Here is an 18,921-nt window from a genome sequence, read left to right on the forward strand (position 1 = left end):
CATCCCCTGCTCCCACCTTGGTGGTCTGGTCGAGGAGTTGGGCGCGCCGTGGACCGCGCGCTGCGAGTCCGCGCCGCAGCGCCGGCGAGGCAGGAAGCGAGGACGGCAGCCCGGCGCCGGGCAGATGACGCTACGTCACCGGGACCGAACCCGGATCGTCTGGACCGCCGCCAGGCGGCCTGCTAGGGGCGGACCGAGTCATGATCTCCATGTTGTGGCCGTCCGGGTCGTCGAAGTACGCGCCGTGACCGCCGAAAAGACGGTTGATCTGGCCGGGTTCGGTGTGGCTGGGGTCGGCGTAGTAGGTGACCCCAACCGCCTCCAGACGGGCGATCATGGCGTGGAACTGCGCGTCGGGCACGAGAAACGCGTAGTGCTGCGACTGGATCGGCTCGTCCCGCTTCTCGTAGTAGTCGAGCGTCACGCCGTTGCCGAGGTCGACGGGCAGGAACGGCCCGAACGGAGCACTGACCGTCAGCCCCAGGATCGCGGCGATGAATTCGGCCGACAGGTGCCGGTCTCTGGCGTAGATGGCAGTGTGGTTCAGCTGGACGGCGGCCGCCGACAGCTCGGTTTCGTGCGGGTACTGCTGGTCGTATGGCATCGGTGGTGTGTCTCCGGGTCTTTGGGAAATGCTGGGACGGGGCGCCGTACGCGGGCGCCGGAAGCAAAGACGCGGAGAAATGGGCGGGCCTCTTGCCCGCCTCGCGCTCACGCCGAGGCCGGGAACCTCACTCGTGCATGGCCCATGGCCGACCCGGCAGTCACCCCACCGACCCTAGTGGCCCATCATGGGCTGGGCAACGCGATTCCTCGGCCGTGCTCCGGCCGCAAGTGACCGTTGGAATCCGTCGCTTCGGTCACGAGCGGAGCCAGATGAGGAGGGCGGCAGTGACGGTGCCGAGGTAGACGTATCCGCGCTCGTCGTGGCGGGTTGCCACGGCTCTGAACTGTTTCAGCCTTCCGACGGCCCGCTCCACCGTATTGCGATCCTTGTACCGGTCCTTGTCGAAGCCGGGCGGCCGTCCGCCGCGTGAACCCCTGTGCAGGCGGGCGGCATTGTGGTCCCTCTTCTCCGGGATCACGTGCCGGATGCCCTCCTTGCGCACTCATCACGGTGATGAGTGTCCAGTTGAGGTCAGCTTCAGAGTGCTGGGGCAGCCGTTCGTGATCGCGGGCGTTGCGACGGGCGTTCATCAGCCAGCGATGGTCCGTTCGACGGCCAGTGAGCCGGTCAGTACCACGAGCGGAAGGGCTCCATCGCAAACAGCCGCTGAAGGACGCTGCGGACGCTTGGCGTCAGTGCAGGTTGAGCATGGCGGCTTTGCTGGGCACTCCTTGGGCGTTCAGCGCGAAGAGGAAGTATGTGCCTGGAAGAGCCACGCCCGGGTCGGCCGGCACCGCGACCTCATAGGCCCCGGTGCCTGTCTGGCGGAAGGTGAGCGGCACGCGGCGCTGGTCGTTGTCCGTGGAGTGGGTCGCGGCGCCCGCCCGGACCAGCGCGAACGAGGTGACCTCCGAGTCGGTGGTCACCGCGAGTTTCGCCCCGTTGGCCGCCTGGGCCGGGACGCCGCCGCTGATGACGGGCCGGGTTTTCTCGGTGCCGTCGGCGTTGAGGAGATAGGGCGGGGTGAAGATCGCCCCGTCGGCGTGGTTGGTGGCGCAGGCGCCGCACAGGCCGCCACCGCCGCTGAAGATGCGGCCGTCGGGCAGCAGGTTGGCGACGCTGTGGTAGTTGCGCGGCACCGCCATCGACGCCATCCGCGAGAACCTGCCTGTCGCCGGGTCCCAGATCTCGGGGGTCATCGCCGAGGTCGCGTCGCTGAACGGGACCGGGTAGGACTGGCCGCCGAAGACCGCGACCTTGCCGTCCGGCATCACGACGCTGTTGCCGAAGGCGCGGGCGTAGGCCATGTCGCCGGTGCGGGAACTGACCGGCGTACCGCCCCCGTTGAGGTCGACGGTGTAGGCGCGCCTGGTCGCCTTCACGTTCTCGTACGCGGTGGCGCCGCCCAGGGTGAGCAGCTTGCCGATGTCGTATGCGACCGCGTTGCCGTTCATCGCGTCCGGGCTGTCGGCGCGGGTGCCGGCCGCGGTGATGCTGCCGTTGCCGCTGGTGGAGATCCAGTTGATCCGCTTGCTGGGGCCGAGCTGCAGCACGCGCCCCATCGAGGTGGCGTGCAGCCACTGGTGGTTGTCGGCGCGGTAGGGGCCGCGCGGGTCGGCGGTCATGGCCGTGGTGACGGGGACGCCGCTGAGCTTGCGCCATGTGCCGTTGCCGGAGGACCAGACCTCACCGCCCTTGCCGCCGTTGCCGCCGCTCCAGGATCCGCCGAGGACGAAGGCGTCACCGGTGGAAAGGAGCGTCATCGCCTGGTAGCCGCGTGCGACGTTCATGTCCGCGGTCGAGGTCCATGCGTCGGTCGCGGGGTCGTATATGCTGGCGCGCTTGGCGTTGGAGCCGCCGGTGACCAGGACCCGGCTGTCCTCGAGCACCGCGATGCCGGGGCAGAACATGTCGTGCCCGGTGTTGTCCACGCGGCGCTGGGTGACGCGGCCGGTCGCGAGGTCCATGATCGCGGTCTGGGTGTAGCCGTTGCTGCCGCCGAAGCGGTCGACGCCGTACGCGGACCACGCGAGCATCTTGTTGTTGGGCAGCACCGCGGTGGCGACGGGCACCAGCGGGAAGCCCGTCACCTTGCCCCACATGCCGTGGGCGGCGGGGTCGGCGGGACCGCTGACCCGGATCTCGGCCGCTGAGGACCACGGCCCGCGGCGCCCCGACTCGGTGGTCGCGGTGAGCCGTACGTAGCGCGCGGTGACGGTACGCGTGAAGGTGGCGCCCTTCAACGTGTCGTCGTCCTTCCAAGTGCCGCTCGCCACCGGAGTGCTGAAGCTGGTGCCGTTGGTGCTGGTGGTGACGGTGTAGGCGCCGATACGGCCGTTGACGCCGGTGCGGCGGGGCTCGTAGGAGAGGGCGGAGACGGGGCGGGCCGTTTTCATGTCGATGGTGATGCTGTGCGGCAACGCGGTGGCCGGGGCGGTCCACTTGCTGTGCCACATGGTGTCGGGGTCGGCGTCCAGGGCGCGGGTGGCCCTGTGGTCGCCTTTCGCCGTCTCCTGGTCGCTCGCGGTCGCGGTCCAGCCGTCGCGGGGCAGATCGACCACGGAGGCGGTGGTGCCCGGATCGCCGAGCAGGTTGATCTCGCCGGCGCTGGTCCACGGGCCGCGACTGCCGGCCTCGGTGGTCGCGGTCAGGCGTATGTAGCGGGCGCCCTTGGGCGCGAAGCTCAGGGTCTTGACGGTGTTGTCGTCGGCCAGAGTGCCGGTGGCCACGGCAGCACCCCACGCGGCTCCGTCGGCGCTGAGGTGGATCGCGTACTCGCCGACCCGGCCGTTGATGCCGGTGGCTCGCGGCTGGTAGACCAGCGCGGAGACGACCACCGTTTTCTTCATGTCGATGGTGATGTTGTGCGGCAACGCGGTCGCCGGTGCTGTCCATTTGCTGTGCCACATGGTGTTGGGGTCGGCGTCCAGGGCGCGGGCTGGACTGTGGTCGCCCCTTGCCGTCTCGTGGTCGCTCGCGGTCGCGGTCCAGCCGTCGCGGGGCAGGGTGGGCGCGGCGGGCTCCATGGCTGCGGCGGGGGCGGCCTGGTGGTGCGGGGCCGGCGGCGGGGACGTCGGGTCCCCCGCGGGCAGAGCCTGCCCCGGTCCGGCACTCGCGCTGCCGCCGAAGATGAGGAGGGGGAGGAGAACCGCGAGGGTTGCGGTCAGGGCCGGCAGGATCAGGCTCCGGGATCTGAACCGGGACAGTCGTCTGAAACGCAACGGTGCGAAGCCACGGATCATGTCGACGTCCCCCCACGAATAGGGCGTCGCCTTCCGCGGCGACGCCACGTGGGACATGACCATGGCAGCACGCCCCAGGGTTGTAAAGACTCTGCGGTCATCACGGACAGCCACGACGTGACGGGCGTCAAGCGGTGTTCGTCGTGGGAGGTTCAGCCCGTTCTGGGCCGCGATTGGACGATCCTCTTCCATGCGGCGAGCTACGGATTCACGCATGTCGTGGCGGTTTCGGATTACCTTCGCCCTTCGGGCTCATCGCGCCGACAACTGGGTATCTCCTCCAGGAGATACGGGGGCGTGGATGACGGCGGACGAGCAGAGCGACGGCCGTGCTTGGCTGAGAGCCCGACAAGCCGCGGCGGTCTGTCGCGTGCGTCAAAGCTGCGTCCACGAGGTCGCCGCAGCTCACGGTGTACGGTGCGAGACGCGGACGGGCTACGGCACGTGGGGACCGAGCACATCGCGGGTGTATCACTACGAGGATGTGCAGCACCTGGCTGATGCCCTCGACAACGGCACAGCATCCGTCGACCCGAGCTGGCGGACCGATACCCGTCAAGGGCGGCAAGCCCAGCTGCGTGAGCAGCTCACCGGATGCGGGTGCTTCCTGCTGATCGTGCTGGTGTTCGTCGTGTTGTGCGTGTGGGGGCTCTCCACCGACCAGCCAGGGGGCGAGCCCTCGTACTGGCATTGAACCTGACGCAGGTCACGTCGTGGCGCTGCTGAGGCTGGCACTTGGCCGGCGCCGACTGGAGCAGGGCTCAGGTCAGCGGCGGCAGAGCCAGAGGGTGCCGAGACTGATGAGCGCGGGACCGGCCGCCGTGCTCATTCTGTGGACGAAGGCCGTCTCTGCCCCGTGCCGCAGACGCCTGCCCTCAGGCGTGTGAGCCGGGCAGCGCCCCTGTTTCTCTTCGTTCTGACCCGGCTTCTCGAAGGGGTCGTTGCCCGTGGGCTCGTTGTTGTTGGCGCTCGTAGATTTGAAATTCCCCACTTCTGCTCTTGGTTCCTCACTTCGGCGAGCCATCTGCGAGCGCCCGAGCGGTGGGCCAAGGTCAGTCAGGGCTGTGTGTGCTTCAACGTGAATTCGGGCAGGGCGTACGGGCCGGCTTGCGGAGCTGAGGGGTCGGCAGGGACGTGGGCGTCGGTGATGTGCGCTGCGTGTACTTCGGCGTTGTCGGCGGGTGTGTAGGCCAGTTCGGATTCCGTGGGGAGTTCCCAGAAGCGGCGGGTGTTGGCGGAGACGGCGTACACGGTGGCAAAGCGAGTGGAGAGAGGGGCGGTGAGTGCGGCCCTGCTGAAGCCGACGGCATCCCGCGGGCTCAACCAGGTCGCGAGGTGGCGGGGCTCGGTGGGGGCCTCCTCGAAGCTGCCGATGCGCAGGCAGATCACGGAGAGGCCGAACTTGTCCGCATAGAGCTGTCCCAGGGCCTCGATGGCTGCCTTGCTCACCCCGTACAGACCATCCGGGCGCACCGGTTCTTGCGGGCCGGTGAGATGCGCTGTGGGATAGAACCCGGTCACGCGGTTGCTGCTGGCCAGCACTACACGCGGTATCGCCGTGCGCCGGGCGGCTTCCAGGACATGGTGGGTACCCAGCACATTGGCTTCCAGGAGGTCGGGCAGCGGTGCTTCATCCGGCAGCCCGCCCAGGTGGAGCACGGCATCCGCACCCGAGAGCGCGGCTTCTACGGCGGGGGCATCTCGCAGGTCGACGGTGTGGACCACCTCGTTTGCTGCCTCTTGCTGAAGCGGAACGCGATCGAGCAGGACCAGCTGGCTCACCTCTGTGCGCAAGGACTGCCGCACGACCGAGCCGATATTCCCTGCCGCACCAGTAACGACCACCGTTCCCAGCCCCACTGTGCCTCCCCTGAAAGACCTCAATCGCGCCCATTCGGGCCGACGATGATCCTCTCATCTCCGGTCGTCGCGGCGAGCGACTGGGGAGCCGACATGAGCGGGTCTGGGGACGCGGTGAGCAGAGGGCGAGGATGCCCCGGCAATGTCGGACATGACTGTGCTCCTGACTGCGGACGGTCGGTTCTTCACAGACGGCTCGCTGTTGGCTCACCTTGCAGAAGAAGGACCAGGAGGGTGACGATGGCGGCGCCGATTCCGATCGCCGAGCCGAGGTCGGGTCTGTACGCGATGTACACCGCAACGCCCCTGGGTAACAGCGTCTCCAGCCGAACCCACTGCGTATCCGTCAGATCTCCACGCGGCACCCGGTGATCATCACAGAGCTTGATCCGTCTCGGAAGTGGATGCCAGGCCGGTCACGGACAGGACCGCCTCGACCGTTTCTTCGAGCGTCTGCGCCGTGTTGTCGATCCAGGTTCCCTCCTGCTCGAGTTCTGCGCGCATCGCCGCGTCCAAGTGAGCCCAGTCCGTAGCCAAGACCTTCTGCCGTGCCTGGTTGCGCTGCCACGCTGTCGCCGGGCCCGGAGCCAGGATGACGATGTGGAGCGGCTTGGCCGTGAACGTCGTGCGGTAGAAGTCAAGGTGGGAACGGCGGACCACGACGTCGTCGAGCACGGGGATGAAGCCCGCCCTCGCGAAGCTGTCAGCCAGAAGACACGCGTTGCGAGCCCGCAGGAGGATCTGCCGGTCGGCTTCCGCGTTCCCGGTCGGCGAGGGCCATTGGCCACCGCTGACGATCATCCGCTGGAGTGCATCGACCTCAACATGGGCCGACATCCCAAGCCGGACGGCCAGCGCAGCGGCCACCGTGGACTTACCGCTCCCGGGAATGCCGGTCAGCAGGACAGCCCCGGCAGCCCGCTCGCAGTCGATGGGTACCAGATGCAAGGTCATGCGAATCCTCCGTGCGGCAGCGATCAAGGCCTTGAGAGGGTAGATGACCGAACTGCCCCACAGCCCCGGCGAACTCGGCCGCCCACAGGATGTAGGTGGCCGGCGGGTGCAATGGGATCGAAGCCGTCCAGAAGGCGATGGAGATCACGACGGCGGGGGTCGACCGGGGCTACTGTGCAGTCCTGACAAACCATCACGAAAGGATCATGCTGTGGCCTCTCGACTCAACCCGTACATCAGCTTCGCCGGTGACGCCAAGCAAGCCATGGAGTTCTACAAGGACGTCTTCGGCGGCACCCTGACGGTCCACACCTTCGGCGACTTCGGCTCCGAGGCGCCGCCCGGGTACGCTGACAAGATCATGCATGGCCAGCTGGAGACCCCGAGCGGCTTCACGCTCATGGGTGCCGACAACCCTCCCGGCATGGAGCGCAAGCCCGGCAACAACTTCGCCGTGAGTCTGAGCGGCGACGACGCGGATGAGCTGCGCGGTTACTGGGAGAAGCTGTCCGACGGGGGAAGCGTGTCGGTCCCGCTGGAGAAGCAGATGTGGGGCGACGTGTTCGGCATGTGCACGGACAAGTTCGAGATCGGCTGGATGGTCAACGTCACTGAGGCCGGGGCCTGACGCTCCCTGGCATCGTCTCCAAGGGCCCTGCCACCGGTGCCGGGCCCCTGGGGCGGCCCGGGATCAGGGGCAGCCGTCGTCGGCCGCCACCGCTCTCGCGCGCGCGCGGGGATGGTAGACCCACCATCGAGCACCGTTGGGCGGCGAGGCGGAGCTTTTGCGACGTGGCGAGCGGGCCGAAGCCTGCGGTGACGTGGCCGTTGGTGACCAGGACAGCGCCGAGGAGCTGACGAGCCGTGCCGGTGAGCACCACCGCGGGTGCCGGAGATCTTTGATGCTGCTCTTCATGGATGAGCCTGGGTGAGCCGCTTTTCAGAGAGCCGAACCGTCGCAGATGGGTCACCTTCACCGGGCACTTCAGCGGGCGGGTCTATTGAGATACCACGCCTCCAGTGCGCATGTTGTCGCCGCCAAGGTTCCCCGCCGGCAACGCGTCGTGCAGCTGGTCTCGACCCGCCTGCTCACTTTGAGGCGACTGCTCTGGCCACGGGGCCGCGCCAAGTGTCGCGGGAAAATCCGAGCGCGACCCGTCAGCGATACCGGCGGGCGTTGAGCCGGGCGGCCTGGCGCGTCAGGTGGTTGCGCTCGGCGAGGTTGGGTGCCTTTTGGGCCGCCTCGGCGTACAGCCGTGCCGCCGTCGCCAGGTCGCCGTCGCGCTCGTGGAGGTACGCCGCCACCGCGGCGTGGCGGGGCAGTGAGTCGTCCAGCGCCGCGAGTGCCGCCAGGCCGGCGCGCGGTCCGTCGGCCTCGCCGACGGCCACGGCGCGGTTGAGACGGACGACCGGGCTGTCGGTCAGGCGCGCGAGCTCGTCGTACCACTCGACGATCTGCACCCAGTCAGTCTCCTTGGTGGTGGGCGCGTCGGCGTGGAGTGCCGCGATGGCGGCCTGGGCCTGGAACTCGCCCAGCCGGTCGCGGGCGAGGGCCGCCTGCAGGATCTCGACGCCCTCGGCGATCGACTCAGTGTCCCACCGGCCGCGGTCCTGCTCGGCGAGCGGCACCAGGCTGCCGTCGGGCGCGGTCCGGGCGGCGCGCCGGGCGTGGTAGAGCAGCATGAGGGCGAGCAGCCCCGCCGCCTCGGGGTGGTCGATCGCGGCCGCGAGCTGCCGGGTGAGCCGGATGGCCTCGGCGGCGAGGTCGACGTCGCCGGAGTAGCCCTCGTTGAAGACCAAGTAGAGGACGCGCAGCACGGTGGCGACGTTGCCGGGCTGGTCGAACCGCACGCCGGAGACGGTGCGCTTGGCCCGGCTGATGCGCTGCGCCATGGTCGCCTCGGGCACCAGGTAGGCCTGGGCGATCTGGCGGGTGGTCAGCCCGCCGACGGCGCGCAGCGTGAGCGCGACCGCGGACGACGGCGTCAGCGACGGGTGGGCGCACAGGAAGTAGAGCTGGAGCGTGTCGTCCACCGCGGGCGCGGGCCCGGGCACCGGCTCCTCGTCGACGAGGTCCTCACGCCGGCGGCGGGCGGCGTCCGCCCGGGTCGCGTCGAGGAACCGGCGCCAGGCCACGGTGACCAGCCAGCCCTTCGGGTCCCGCGGCGGGTCGGCCGACCAGACGCGGACCGCCTCGACCAGCGCGTCCTGCACGGCGTCCTCGGCCGCCGCGAATTCGGCTCCGCGGCGGACGAGGATCCCGAGCACGCTCGGCGTGAGGCTCCGGAGCAGGAGCTCGTTCATCTCAGAGGTCACTCCGTGATGGTGGGCGGCGCGGCCAGGAACGGGCGCAGCTCGAGCCACTCGTGGATCGGCTTCCCGCCCGCCCCAGGGGCGGCCGACAGCTCCCCGGCCAGCTCGACGGCGCGCTCGTAGCTGTCGACGTCGATCACCATCCAGCCGGCGATGAGGTCCTTGGTCTCGGCGAACGGGCCGTCGGTGACCGGGGGGCGATCCTCGCCGTCGTACCGGACCCACGTCCCCTCGGGGGCGAGCGCCTGACCGTCGACGAACTCGCCGGTCCCCTCGAGCCGGGCCGCGAAGTCGTTCATGTACTGCACGTGCGCCGAGATCTCCTCCGGCGTCCACTGGTCCATCGGCACGTCGTTGACCGCAGTCGGAGCGCCGCGGTAGTGCTTGAGCAGCAGGTACTTGGCCATCGTGATTCTCCTCGGTGCTGGTGCGACCCATTGTGGTCGCGTTCACTGCAGGGACGGAGCCAGTCACGGGTTCTCGACATCGCCGTCCGATTTTTTGGCTCTCGTAGATGAGCCTGGGTGAGCCGTCTCGCGGTGCGCGGGTCCACCGCGTGGCGCGAGGGCGCGACGGAGCGAGGCCTTCCAAGATCAGCAGCGACCAAGCAACTGAATCAAGAGAAGGCCTCGCGTGCGTCACCTTCGTGTGGTCCTGGCGCGTTGTGGTGCGCTCGGACCGATGAATTCCTCGGCGTGGAGGGCATGCACATCCTCGACGTCAAGCTGCCCGACGCGGTCGCGGTGCTCGATGCCTTCCACGTCGTCAAGCTCGCGGGCAACGCACTCGACGAGGTCCGACGCTCCTGAGGCCCCGATGAGAGGCGCATGAGTTCGGGATACGGCGGGCGGGCACGTACCCCGATGTCCTCTCGCTGCTCAGGCGTCGACTCTTACAGCAGGTTGTAGGTGTTGTAGCCCCAACCGATCTTGACCGGCTTGCTGAGCGGACTGGTCGCGTCACCGGTGCCGGAGTACCGGTACAGGTCACCCGCTGTCGTACGGGCGACGATGTCGGTCTTGCCGTCGGCGTCGAGGTCGCCTACGGACAGCACACGGTTGTGCGTGTTCCAGCCGGCGCCAACCTTGGTGCGGGCCTCGAAGGGCGCCTTGTAGTCGCCGGTGCCCTTGTAGAGCCACAGGTCTCCCGCCTTGTCACGGGTCGCCGGACCGGACCTTCCAGTGCGTGGTGTGCGACCGGCTCGAGGTCGCCTTCCAGGCCGCGCGCGGCGGCAGTCACATCAACCCCGTTCGGGCGTGGCCCGACGCGCTTCAGGCCGAGACCGTGGCCGTGCGGCCCGCCCAGCTGCGGGCCCTGTTCCGCCGGATCGGGAGCCTGAGGTGCGCGTCAGCGAACTCGACGACCGCGTCGAGGTGATGAGCAACTGTCATTACCCGATGCCAAGCCGAAAACCTCAGTGGGCAGTTCCACCGCCGGGCAAAGATCCGCCTCGTCGTGGAGGTCCTCGCCATCAGCTACATCACCCGTGCCGAGATCACCTACGGCGTCGGCAGCGATCGACGGCATGTGGATGTTTGTGCGAAGAAACGACACGGTTGCCTGGCTACCCCGGACAGGAAAGGGGCATTCGCCTTCTTTCGTGTGATGACAGGCGAAGTGATGAAGAAGGAGGGTGAGTCGGCACCTACAGGAGAGCTGAGGATCACGTATGACCGTTGAAGCCGACCGGGAAGCCGTCCAAGCACAAGCGTCCGGGCAGCAGAGTCTGGCGACGTCCGCCGCGCGGAACCTGGCGACGACCGCGAAGTCCGTTCCGCAGATGCAGGAGACCTCCTCGCGGTGGCTGCTACGGATGCTGCCGTGGGTGGATGTGCAGGGCGGAACCTACCGGGTGAACCGGCGGCTGAGCTACGCCGTGGGTGACGGGCGGGTGACGTTCGTGCAGACCGGCGGGCGGGTCTCGGTCATCCCGGCAGAGCTGGGGGAGCTGCCGGCGCTCAGGGGGTACGGCGACGAGGCGGTGCTGGGCGAGCTGGCCGGTCGTTGCGAGCAGGTCGACTGTGCGCCGGGCACGGTGCTGGCCTGTGCCGGCGACGCGAACGACCGCGTCTTCCTGCTGGCGCACGGCCGCGTCGACAAAGTTGGCACCGGACCCTACGGCGGAGACGCCGTTCTGGGATTCCTGGCCGACGGCGCCTACTTCGGCGACCAGTGTCTGACCGAAACGGACCCGGCCTGGGAGTGCACGTTCCGCGCCACCACCGCCTGCACGGTGCTGGTGCTGTCCAGGAGGGACGTCGACAACCTCGCCGCACGCGCCCCGTCGCTGGGCAGCCACCTGGACACGGTCGCGGCGCTCCCGCAGCAGCGCACCAATAGGTACGGCGAGGCGGCGATCGACCTCGCGGCCGGACACGTGGGCGAGCCACTCATCCCACACACCTTCGTCGACTACGAGCCCAAGCCGCGCGAGTACGAGCTCTCCATCGCGCAGACGGTCCTGAAAATCCACAGCCGCGTCGCCGACCTCTACAACGATCCGATGGACCAGACCGAGCAGCAGCTCCGTCTCACCCTTGAGGCGCTGCGCGAGCGCCAGGAACACGAGCTCGTCAACAACCCGGAGTTCGGGCTGCTCAGCAACTGCGACTACGCGCAGCGCCTCCAGCCGCATGACGGGGTGCCCAGTCCCGACGACATGGACGAGTTGCTCTCGCGGCGGCGCGGCAACAAGTTCTTCCTCGCCCACCCGCGGGCCATCGCCGCGTTCGGCCGCGAGTGCAACAAGCGCGGCCTGTCCCTGGGGCGGGTGGACATCGGCGGTCACCGCGTCCCTTCCTGGCGCGGTGTGCCGATCTATCCGTGCGGGAAGATCCCCGTCAGTGAAGCTCGTACGACCTCGATCCTGTGCATGCGCACGGGTGAAGACGACCAGGGCGTGATCGGGCTGCGGCAGTCGGGGATCGCGGACGAGATCGAGCCGAGCCTGTCGGTGCGTTTCATGGGCATCGACGAGCAGGCGATCATCTCCTACCTCGTCACCGCCTACTACTCGGCCGCGATCCTGGTCCCCGACGCTCTCGGCATCCTGGAGAACGTCGAAGTCGGCCGCTGGCGCTGACCGCAGCTGACGGGCACCCCAACCGCCCCGCTGCCCCGGCGCGGCCGGCCGCACGCCGTCCGCGGCCGCTCGGGCTTCGCCCACGTATGACACCCCACGCAGGCATACCGCGCATGCCTCGCACGCGCGGCCACCAGCAGGCGCGCCCACCCGCCCATCCGAAAGGCACTCCTCGCATGACCCGAACCAGTGGCGCCGGCGTCCCCCCATGGACATGGAACGGGCCGCCGGCCGCCCGCCCACCAGTCCTCCCCACGGCCCCGACACCCCGTACGACCGCGCAGGCCCTACCGGCCCCGCCCTCGCACGTCGCGCTTGAGCGCGTGCTGGCCGGCCCCGCCGGGCTGGGCACGGCCGCCGCCCGCGCCATCCGCTCCCTCACCCCCTCCACGGCGTCGCAAGTGGCGCAGTCCGCCCGACAGGACGACGTCCCACCGTCCGCCACGCAAGACCCCTCGGCCGGCCAGGACACGGCGGTGCGGATCCCGCCCCTGTACTGCCCCGACGCGGTGCGTGACGACCCCGCCCTCGGGGAGGAGGTCAACAACCGCCTGGTCGACTGGGCCGCGGAGATCGGCATCTTCACCGGCCGCCTCGAACGCCTGCGCTCGCACCAGTTCGGGCGCCTGTTCATGCTCGCGCATCCCGACTGCGACGACCCCGACCGCCTGCTGGCCGCGGCCCGCTGCGGGCTCGCGGAATGGTCCGTGGACGACCACTGGGTCGACGAGGGCGACGACACAGAACCGGAGCTCCTGGGCTCCCGCCTCGCGATGGCCCACGCGGTGATCGACCCTGTCCGCCTCCCCGCCCGCTACCTCGCGCAGTTCGAAGAACTCGTTCACCGGCAGCCCGTCCTGCGCGCCTTCCGATCCAGCCTCGCCCACCTGTCCCAGGTCGCCAGCACCACCCAAGTGGCACGTCTGCGCCACGAACTCGACGTCATGTTCGTCGCATACGGGCAAGAAGCCGAATGGCGCAGCAGCGGGCGCAGGCCCGCGGTGTGGGAGTACCTCCTGCACCGTTACGAGAACGCCTTCTACCCCTGCATGGTGCTGATCGACCCGGTCGGCGGCTACGAACTGCCCGCCCACGAGTTCGCCGACCCCACCGTGCGCCGCACCTACCTTTACGCAGGCATGGCCAACGTCCTGCTCAACGACCTCTATTCGATGGCCAAGGAAGACCCCACAGACACCAACCTGCCCAACCTCATCGCCGCCGAGGACAACTGCTCCCTCCAAGAAGCCGTCGACCGCACGGCAGCCATCCACGACGAACTCATGCACACCGTCCAGGCCGACTGCGCCGTCCTGGCAGCGGCCGGCTCCCCCCAACTGCGCCGCTACCTGGCCGGTCTGTGGGCGTGGATGGGCGGCAGCAAACAGTGGCACGCCACCAGCGCCCGTTACCAGAACGCGAACTGAACCCGTAAAGAACCCCGCAAAAGGAGAACCCATGGCCGTCCAGGACACCACCACCCATCCCCTGCGAAGCCTCTACCAGAAGTCCGTCGCCACCTACTGGAATCAGGAGAAGAACCCCGTCAACCTTCGCCTGGGCGAGGTCGACGGCATCTACCACCACCACTACGGCATCGGCGACGTGGACTGGTCCGTCCTCGAGGGCCCCGAGGAAACCCGCCAGGAACGCCTCACGGCCGAGCTCCATCGCCTGGAATGCGCCCAGGCCGACCTGCTGATGACCCACCTCGGCGACATCACCCCTGCAGACCGCCTCATGGACTCCGGTTCGGGCCGCGGCGGCAGCAGCTTCGTCGCCCACAGCCGCTTCGGCTGTCGCGTCGACGGCGTCTCCATCTCCGAAACCCAGGTCGCCTTTGCCAACGGCCAGGCCAAGGAACGCGGCGTAGACGAAAAGGTCCGCTTCCACCTCAAGAACATGCTCCACACCGGCTTCGAGAGCGACAGTTTCCAGGCTATCTGGAACAACGAGAGCACCATGTACGTGGACCTGGCCCTCTTGTTCCCCGAGTACGCCAGGCTCCTCAAGCACGGCGGTCGCTACGTCACCGTCACCGGCTGCTACAACGACGCCTACGGACTGCCGTCCCGGGCCGTCAGCGAGATCAACGCCCACTACATCTGCAGCATTCATCCCCGCAGCAGCTACTTCAAGGAAATGGCCGCCAACCGCCTCGTCCCCGTCAGCGTCATTGACCTCACCGCGGCCACCATCCCCTACTGGGAACTGCGCGCCAAGTCACCCCTGGCCACCGGCATCGAGAAGGCCTTCCTGGACGCCTACAAGGACGGCAGTTTCCAGTATCTGCTGGTCGCAGCAGACAAGGTCTGAACCGCGCCGGCCACCGAGCCGCCTGGCCCCAGCACCTCGGCCGGCCCCCAGGGGAGAGCCTGTTCACACCAGCCTATGAGGGCTCGCTCCTGTCTGATCCCGAGACGCTCCCATAGACCGCTGTTTGCGCCCTGCACTGCCGCGAGGCTCGCAGGTACTGCTCGAACATGCCCGGACTTCGCAGCTATCCCAGTGATCTGTCCGACGCCCGCTGGGAGTTGATCGAGCCGGTCCTGTCCGCCTGGCGTGCCGAGCGTAGAGGCAGGGGCCTCGACGTGTGTGGTCCTGGTCTCTGCTGGGGTTTTATGGTTGTTCTGGGTGGTTGTGGCGGCTGGTGGCCTGCGGGGGGCCAGGGGACTTCGCCTGCCTTCGCCGTAGTCCGAGCCGATGCCCACCCTTGGCAGCACGCAGCCGATGGCGTCGGGTGACTCTGGTGTGCGCCATGGGCAGATGCTGCCGGCGGCCGATGCTTGGGAGTGCCCGGTCTGCAGGGTGTCACCGGCGTCTCGTAGGCTCCCGGCCATGAGCGACGGGGAATCCGGCAGACGGGTCATCGATGGACGCTTCGAGCTGGAGGCGCGGCTCGGTGGCGGCGGTATGGGGATGGTGTGGCGGGCGCGTGATCTGGTGCTGGACCGGGCCGTGGCACTCAAGGAGGTGCGGTCGTCCGATCCGGGGCTTGCGGAGTACGACCCGGAGGCGGCGGCGATGCTGCGGGCCCGGGTACTGCGGGAGGCGCGGGCGCTCGCCCGAGTGGACCATCCCAACGTGGTGACTATCCACCACGTGGTGGACGACGGTGGGCTCGCCTACCCGTGGCTCGTCATGGAACTGGTGACCGGCGGATCGCTCCAGGACCGGCTGGACAAGGGGCCGATGGCGCCCGTCGAGGCCGCCCGGCTCGGGCGAGAGGTGCTGGCCGCGTTGCGGGCCGCGCACGACGTCGGGATCCAGCACCGGGACGTCAAGCCCGCGAACGTGCTGCTGCGGCCGGACGGCCGCCCGGTGCTCACCGACTTCGGCATCGCCGCGATCAGGGAGTCGACCGTCCTGACCGCGACCGGGTCCATCATTGGCACGCCCGACTACATGGCCCCCGAGCGGATCTCCGGCGACGACGGCGGGCCCGCCTCCGACCTGTGGTCGCTGGCGATGATGCTGTACGTCGCCGTCGAGGGGAACAATCCGCTGCGCAGGGCGACAACGCTGGCGACGCTGGCGGCCGTCCTCCGCGAGGAGCTTCCGCCGCCTCACCGGGCGGGGCCCCTGACCGGGGTACTGGCCGCCGTACTCGTCAAGGACCCGGCCGCGCGGCCGGACCCGGATACCGTCGACCGGATGCTCGCGTCTGCCATGGAGGGCGGCCCGAGCTCTCCGAGGGGGACCGGCGAGCCCACGTCGTACCGGCTGACGCCCCCGCCGGGAGAGGCGACCGGGCCGTCCGTACCGGCAGGCTTCGGACAGCCGACTCCGCAGGACGCCGTGCGGGGACCGATAGGGTCGCCGACTCCCTACCCAGCGGGCCCGACACGGCAGACTCCGCCGCCGACGAACCGTGGGAAGCACCGGATCGCGGTCGCGACGTCCGTCGTAGTCACCCTCCTGATCGGCGTCCTGGTGTGGGCCCTGTTGCCGGACGGCAACAAGCAGGGGGGCGACACGGCGTCGAACTCACCAGGCGGTTCCTACGTCACCGGATCGCGCACTCCGACACCGACTCCCACGCCCACGCCCACTTCCGCACCCTCGAACTCCGTCGCGAAGAGCGATCTGCTGACACCGGACGGCATCCGGACGGCGGTCAAGGAGATCAAGGCCGCGACGGGCACCGACCGTGCGTCCGACCTCACCGTCTACCCGGAGTACGTGTCCGTGGACATCATGGTCAAGGGCAGCAACACGCGGTACGACAGCTACACCTACCGCGTCGGCGAGGGAGTCGTGAAGGGCATCATCAGCAGCACGCTGTCGGGCGGCGACCGGCCGTTCAGCCTGGACGATTTCGACTGGGACGTCGTCCCCGCCCTGCTGAGAAGGGCGGAGAAGGACCTGAACGTGAAGAAGCCGACCATGCGCTACCTCGTGGTCCGGCCCGCCGACGAAACCTTCCACACCCCTCTCGGCCTGGCGGTCTACCTCGCCGACGACTACGCCAGCGGCTACCTGGACGCCGATCTCAAGGGCAAGGTGACGCGGGTGATGCCGGCCGAGAGCTGACCCGCTGTCAGCTACGCGCAGGCGGCGTGGCCGACAAGCGCGGCCCACGCCTTGGGAGTTACGTCCTCGCGGCCACCGGCCGGTACAACTTCCCTTGTTGATCCGCTTGATGCGGGGCAACAGGCCGAAGCTCAGCAATCTCGCGCTGCCGAACCCGAGTTCCGACTTCGTACGGACAGTTCAAGTGGATCGCCCTTCGGTGTGTCGTTCCGGGCGTCGGAGAATTCTGTGGGGTTGCCCCCACACATTCCTCACGACAGGTGAGTAGAGTCCGTCCCCAACACCCCCACGCACACATCAGGAGCCCCTCATGCCCACACAGGAGAACACCATCCTCAAAACCGAGTACGCCGACAAGGTGCGCGCCGACCTGGAGAGGATCCGTTCGGAACAGGAGCGCATCCGCGAGGAGATCGAAACACTGCAGGTCCAACTGGCCGCCCTGGAGTCCGATCACGCTCTTCTGGAGAGCATGAGCGCAGCCCTGGGCGACGAGACGGCAGCCGCAGTGCCCGCACCCCGCCGCGGCAGGAAGACGGCCGCTACCACACCGGCCAAGAAGACCGCGAAGAAGACCGCCGCAGCGGCCAGGAAGACCGCAGAGAAGAAGCCCGCGGCGAAGGCGGCCGTGCAGAAGCCCGTGGACATGGTGGCGCCGCTCACCGACCTGATCCACCAGCACCTCAGCGGCCAGAGCGAGCCGCGTACGGCCCGCGAGATCGCCACAGCCCTCGCCGAGACGCACCCGACCCGCAACATCAGCGACAACCTCGTGCGCACCACCACCGAGCGTCTGGTGGCCCGCAGCCGGGTCGAGCGGGCCAAGCAGGGCTCGACCGTTTACTACACGGCCATCAAGACCGAGACTGCGCCTGGGCCCGCCGAGGAGACCACCGCAGCTGCCTCCTGATCTCAGGCCCCCGCCCCCGCAACGGCATCGGGGCCCGGCAGGCGGCAGCTCACCGCCGGGCCCGGGGTGTCAACGCCGCTGCCCGCCACGGGGAGAGCGCCGCTGGGCGTGCCGCGCCCGACCAGGTGCACGACGCGGGTCATCGTCCCCGCCGGTGGGGGTGGGGGTGGGGGTGGGGGAGGAGAACCCGACCGCCACAGCAGCCGGCGCGGCGGTGACGGAGCACGCTGCCCGGCCCGCTCGGGCCGCTTCATCGATTCCCGTGCGGCCGGCGGGCGGGCCGTGGGGGCGGGGAGGCCGACGACACGCGTGTAGGTCATCAACGGCGCACACACGGTGCACACTTCAGCGAGGTGCCGTGCCACCGGCCCACGGCCGGATCATGTCGCAGTACCAGCACCGTTCCGCCCGAGCAGTGGACCCGCATGCCCTCGTGGGCGGCACACTCCGCCGCGCGGCACTGACACGAGGCGTAGGCCTGCACCCTCGCGGCCTTGGCGGGCGACGCCGCGTGCAGGGCGGCGAACCGGCGCAGCCCGTCCACGTCCCGTGACCTTGCAGGCATGGTGCAGGCACCCGTCGAGCAGGACACGGTGGCCGTCCGGTCGGCATGGCCGGTCAGCCGTACCGTCCAGGACCGGCCCTGCATACGCCCGGTAGGGATCTATGATGACTTCCCCGCCGCGTCGACGTCAGCACCTGCCGGCGTCCACGAGTTCCCGCACGGTGAGTCGCCGACCCGACGGCCGACCCGACGGCTGTCCCGTCGGACGGTGCCGGTCAGCCGTCTGCCACGCGGAACACTCAACCCACACCTTGACCGGCAGCGTGGAACCGCAATGTGTGGAAGCCCGCGGCCACAGCGCTGTACCGCGGGTACCGGCACTGTGCCAGAACCGGCTGCACCGGCGCCTGGCGTGCCCTGGAGCAGGAGCCGTCCCGGGCGGCCTGTTGTCAGTGGTGGTCGGGATGATGGTGGGCATGGACGAGTTGATGCGGGGTCGGGTGTACGGGGCGGACCATGAGGACCCCGATCCGGGACCCCAGCCGGGCCACGTCTACCGGGAGCTGGTGGGTGGACCGCTGGACGGGCTGCTGCTGGATGTGACCGGATGGAGCGCGGCAGAACTGGCCGCCGGCGCGGCTCTTCCCACCGAAATCAGCGCCTTCGGGCCCGGCGGGCGAGCGACGTACGGGCCACGCGCCGATGACGTGAGGCATTGGGACTGGCGGGGCGACATCCGCTGACCTGTCCGAGGCTTGCGGTCCCAGGGGCTGACGCGCCGAGCGGCACCGGCGTCCCGTCCCGGCGTCGGCAGGCGTTAGCCCCGCCGGCGCCTCCGCCCGGCGACCCCTCGGTCGGTTCGCCCCGGCCGCCCGCACCCAGTTCCGCAGCGTCTCCGGGTTGACTCCCAGATCG

The 18,921-nt window shown here is 69.2% G+C and carries 17 protein-coding genes and 4 pseudogenes; 11 read left to right on the forward strand and 10 right to left on the reverse strand.

The genetic code is table 11. The features are described 5' to 3' along the window. Positions 1–130 precede the first annotated feature (130 nt). From AB0D12_RS36760 to AB0D12_RS36775, 4 genes and pseudogenes are all read right to left on the reverse strand, one after another. On the reverse strand, positions 131–604 hold the full coding sequence (locus AB0D12_RS36760) for a VOC family protein (RefSeq protein ID WP_362693114.1): 474 nt from the start codon (positions 602–604) through the stop codon (positions 131–133). Positions 605–860: 256 nt separating this feature from the next. Further along, a pseudogene (locus AB0D12_RS36765) lies at positions 861–1,109 on the reverse strand (IS5/IS1182 family transposase); the annotation flags it as partial. Then, positions 1,102–1,220 (reverse strand): annotated as a pseudogene (locus AB0D12_RS36770) (IS5/IS1182 family transposase); the annotation flags it as partial. The pseudogenes AB0D12_RS36770 and AB0D12_RS36765, both read right to left, overlap by 8 nt. Before the next feature lie 79 nt (positions 1,221–1,299). After that, positions 1,300–3,849, reverse strand: coding sequence for a discoidin domain-containing protein (locus AB0D12_RS36775; RefSeq protein WP_362693117.1), 2,550 nt, complete (start codon positions 3,847–3,849; stop codon positions 1,300–1,302). A 466-nt stretch (positions 3,850–4,315) separates the two neighbouring features. Between AB0D12_RS36775 and AB0D12_RS36780 the strand changes: the two genes are divergently transcribed. Then, a complete protein-coding gene (locus tag AB0D12_RS36780) occupies positions 4,316–4,543 on the forward strand; it encodes a hypothetical protein (protein WP_362693120.1) in 228 nt (75 codons plus the stop codon). Positions 4,544–4,905: 362 nt separating this feature from the next. Here the strand turns inward: AB0D12_RS36780 and AB0D12_RS36785 are convergent, their stop codons facing one another. Together AB0D12_RS36785 and AB0D12_RS36790 are read right to left on the reverse strand one after the other, a co-directional pair. Beyond that, the gene (locus tag AB0D12_RS36785; RefSeq protein ID WP_362693123.1) at positions 4,906–5,655 is read right to left on the reverse strand and encodes an NAD(P)-dependent oxidoreductase; all 750 of its coding nucleotides are present in this window, start codon (positions 5,653–5,655) and stop codon (positions 4,906–4,908) included. Between the two features lie 429 nt (positions 5,656–6,084). Beyond that, positions 6,085–6,663, reverse strand: coding sequence for an AAA family ATPase (locus AB0D12_RS36790; RefSeq protein WP_362693162.1), 579 nt, complete (start codon positions 6,661–6,663; stop codon positions 6,085–6,087). A gap of 211 nt (positions 6,664–6,874) precedes the next feature. Here AB0D12_RS36790 and AB0D12_RS36795 point away from each other — a divergent pair, with 211 nt between their 5' ends. Further along, positions 6,875–7,291 (forward strand): VOC family protein, encoded by a 417-nt coding sequence (locus tag AB0D12_RS36795; RefSeq protein ID WP_362693126.1) that lies wholly within the window; start codon positions 6,875–6,877, stop codon positions 7,289–7,291. A gap of 530 nt (positions 7,292–7,821) precedes the next feature. Here AB0D12_RS36795 and AB0D12_RS36800 read toward each other — a convergent pair. After that, entirely contained in the window at positions 7,822–8,967 is a 1,146-nt protein-coding gene (locus AB0D12_RS36800) for a DUF6596 domain-containing protein (protein ID WP_362693165.1), read from the reverse strand. Positions 8,968–8,975: 8 nt separating this feature from the next. Beyond that, the gene (locus tag AB0D12_RS36805; RefSeq protein WP_362693129.1) at positions 8,976–9,383 is read right to left on the reverse strand and encodes a YciI family protein; all 408 of its coding nucleotides are present in this window, start codon (positions 9,381–9,383) and stop codon (positions 8,976–8,978) included. A 315-nt stretch (positions 9,384–9,698) separates the two neighbouring features. On the opposite strand from AB0D12_RS36805, the pseudogene AB0D12_RS36810 reads away from it, so the two are divergent. Further along, positions 9,699–9,779: pseudogene (locus tag AB0D12_RS36810) on the forward strand (transposase); the annotation flags it as partial. A gap of 89 nt (positions 9,780–9,868) precedes the next feature. Here the strand turns inward: AB0D12_RS36810 and AB0D12_RS36815 are convergent. Beyond that, the gene (locus AB0D12_RS36815; RefSeq protein WP_362693132.1) at positions 9,869–10,030 is read right to left on the reverse strand and encodes a hypothetical protein; all 162 of its coding nucleotides are present in this window, start codon (positions 10,028–10,030) and stop codon (positions 9,869–9,871) included. A 401-nt stretch (positions 10,031–10,431) separates the two neighbouring features. Between AB0D12_RS36815 and AB0D12_RS36820 the strand changes: the two genes are divergently transcribed. From AB0D12_RS36820 to AB0D12_RS36850, 7 genes and pseudogenes are all read left to right on the forward strand, one after another. Further along, positions 10,432–10,656, forward strand: coding sequence for a hypothetical protein (locus AB0D12_RS36820; RefSeq protein ID WP_362693135.1), 225 nt, complete (start codon positions 10,432–10,434; stop codon positions 10,654–10,656). Next, entirely contained in the window at positions 10,646–12,058 is a 1,413-nt protein-coding gene (locus AB0D12_RS36825) for a family 2B encapsulin nanocompartment shell protein (protein WP_362693138.1), read from the forward strand. The genes AB0D12_RS36820 and AB0D12_RS36825 overlap by 11 nt, the downstream gene beginning before the upstream one ends. A 323-nt stretch (positions 12,059–12,381) precedes the next feature. Then, positions 12,382–13,485, forward strand: coding sequence for a family 2 encapsulin nanocompartment cargo protein terpene cyclase (locus AB0D12_RS36830; protein WP_362693141.1), 1,104 nt, complete (start codon positions 12,382–12,384; stop codon positions 13,483–13,485). Between the two features lie 31 nt (positions 13,486–13,516). Next, positions 13,517–14,374, forward strand: a complete 858-nt coding sequence (locus AB0D12_RS36835) for a geranyl diphosphate 2-C-methyltransferase (protein WP_362693145.1) — start codon at positions 13,517–13,519, stop codon at positions 14,372–14,374. A 167-nt stretch (positions 14,375–14,541) separates the two neighbouring features. After that, positions 14,542–14,634: pseudogene (locus AB0D12_RS36840) on the forward strand (IS5/IS1182 family transposase); the annotation flags it as partial. A gap of 262 nt (positions 14,635–14,896) precedes the next feature. Then, positions 14,897–16,591, forward strand: a complete 1,695-nt coding sequence (locus AB0D12_RS36845; RefSeq protein WP_362693147.1) for a protein kinase — start codon at positions 14,897–14,899, stop codon at positions 16,589–16,591. A gap of 310 nt (positions 16,592–16,901) precedes the next feature. Continuing rightward, a complete protein-coding gene (locus AB0D12_RS36850; protein WP_362693150.1) occupies positions 16,902–17,501 on the forward strand; it encodes a hypothetical protein in 600 nt (199 codons plus the stop codon). 319 nt (positions 17,502–17,820) lie between these two features. On the opposite strand, the gene AB0D12_RS36855 is transcribed toward AB0D12_RS36850, so the two are convergent. Then, positions 17,821–18,066 (reverse strand): hypothetical protein, encoded by a 246-nt coding sequence (locus tag AB0D12_RS36855; protein WP_362693153.1) that lies wholly within the window; start codon positions 18,064–18,066, stop codon positions 17,821–17,823. 416 nt (positions 18,067–18,482) lie between these two features. Here AB0D12_RS36855 and AB0D12_RS36860 point away from each other — a divergent pair, with 416 nt between their 5' ends. Further along, on the forward strand, positions 18,483–18,749 hold the full coding sequence (locus tag AB0D12_RS36860) for a hypothetical protein (RefSeq protein WP_327328027.1): 267 nt from the start codon (positions 18,483–18,485) through the stop codon (positions 18,747–18,749). Positions 18,750–18,921 lie beyond the last annotated feature (172 nt).

Origin of the sequence: Streptomyces sp. NPDC048479 (genome assembly GCF_040651435.1) — a bacterium.
GTDB lineage: Bacteria > Actinomycetota > Actinomycetes > Streptomycetales > Streptomycetaceae > Streptomyces.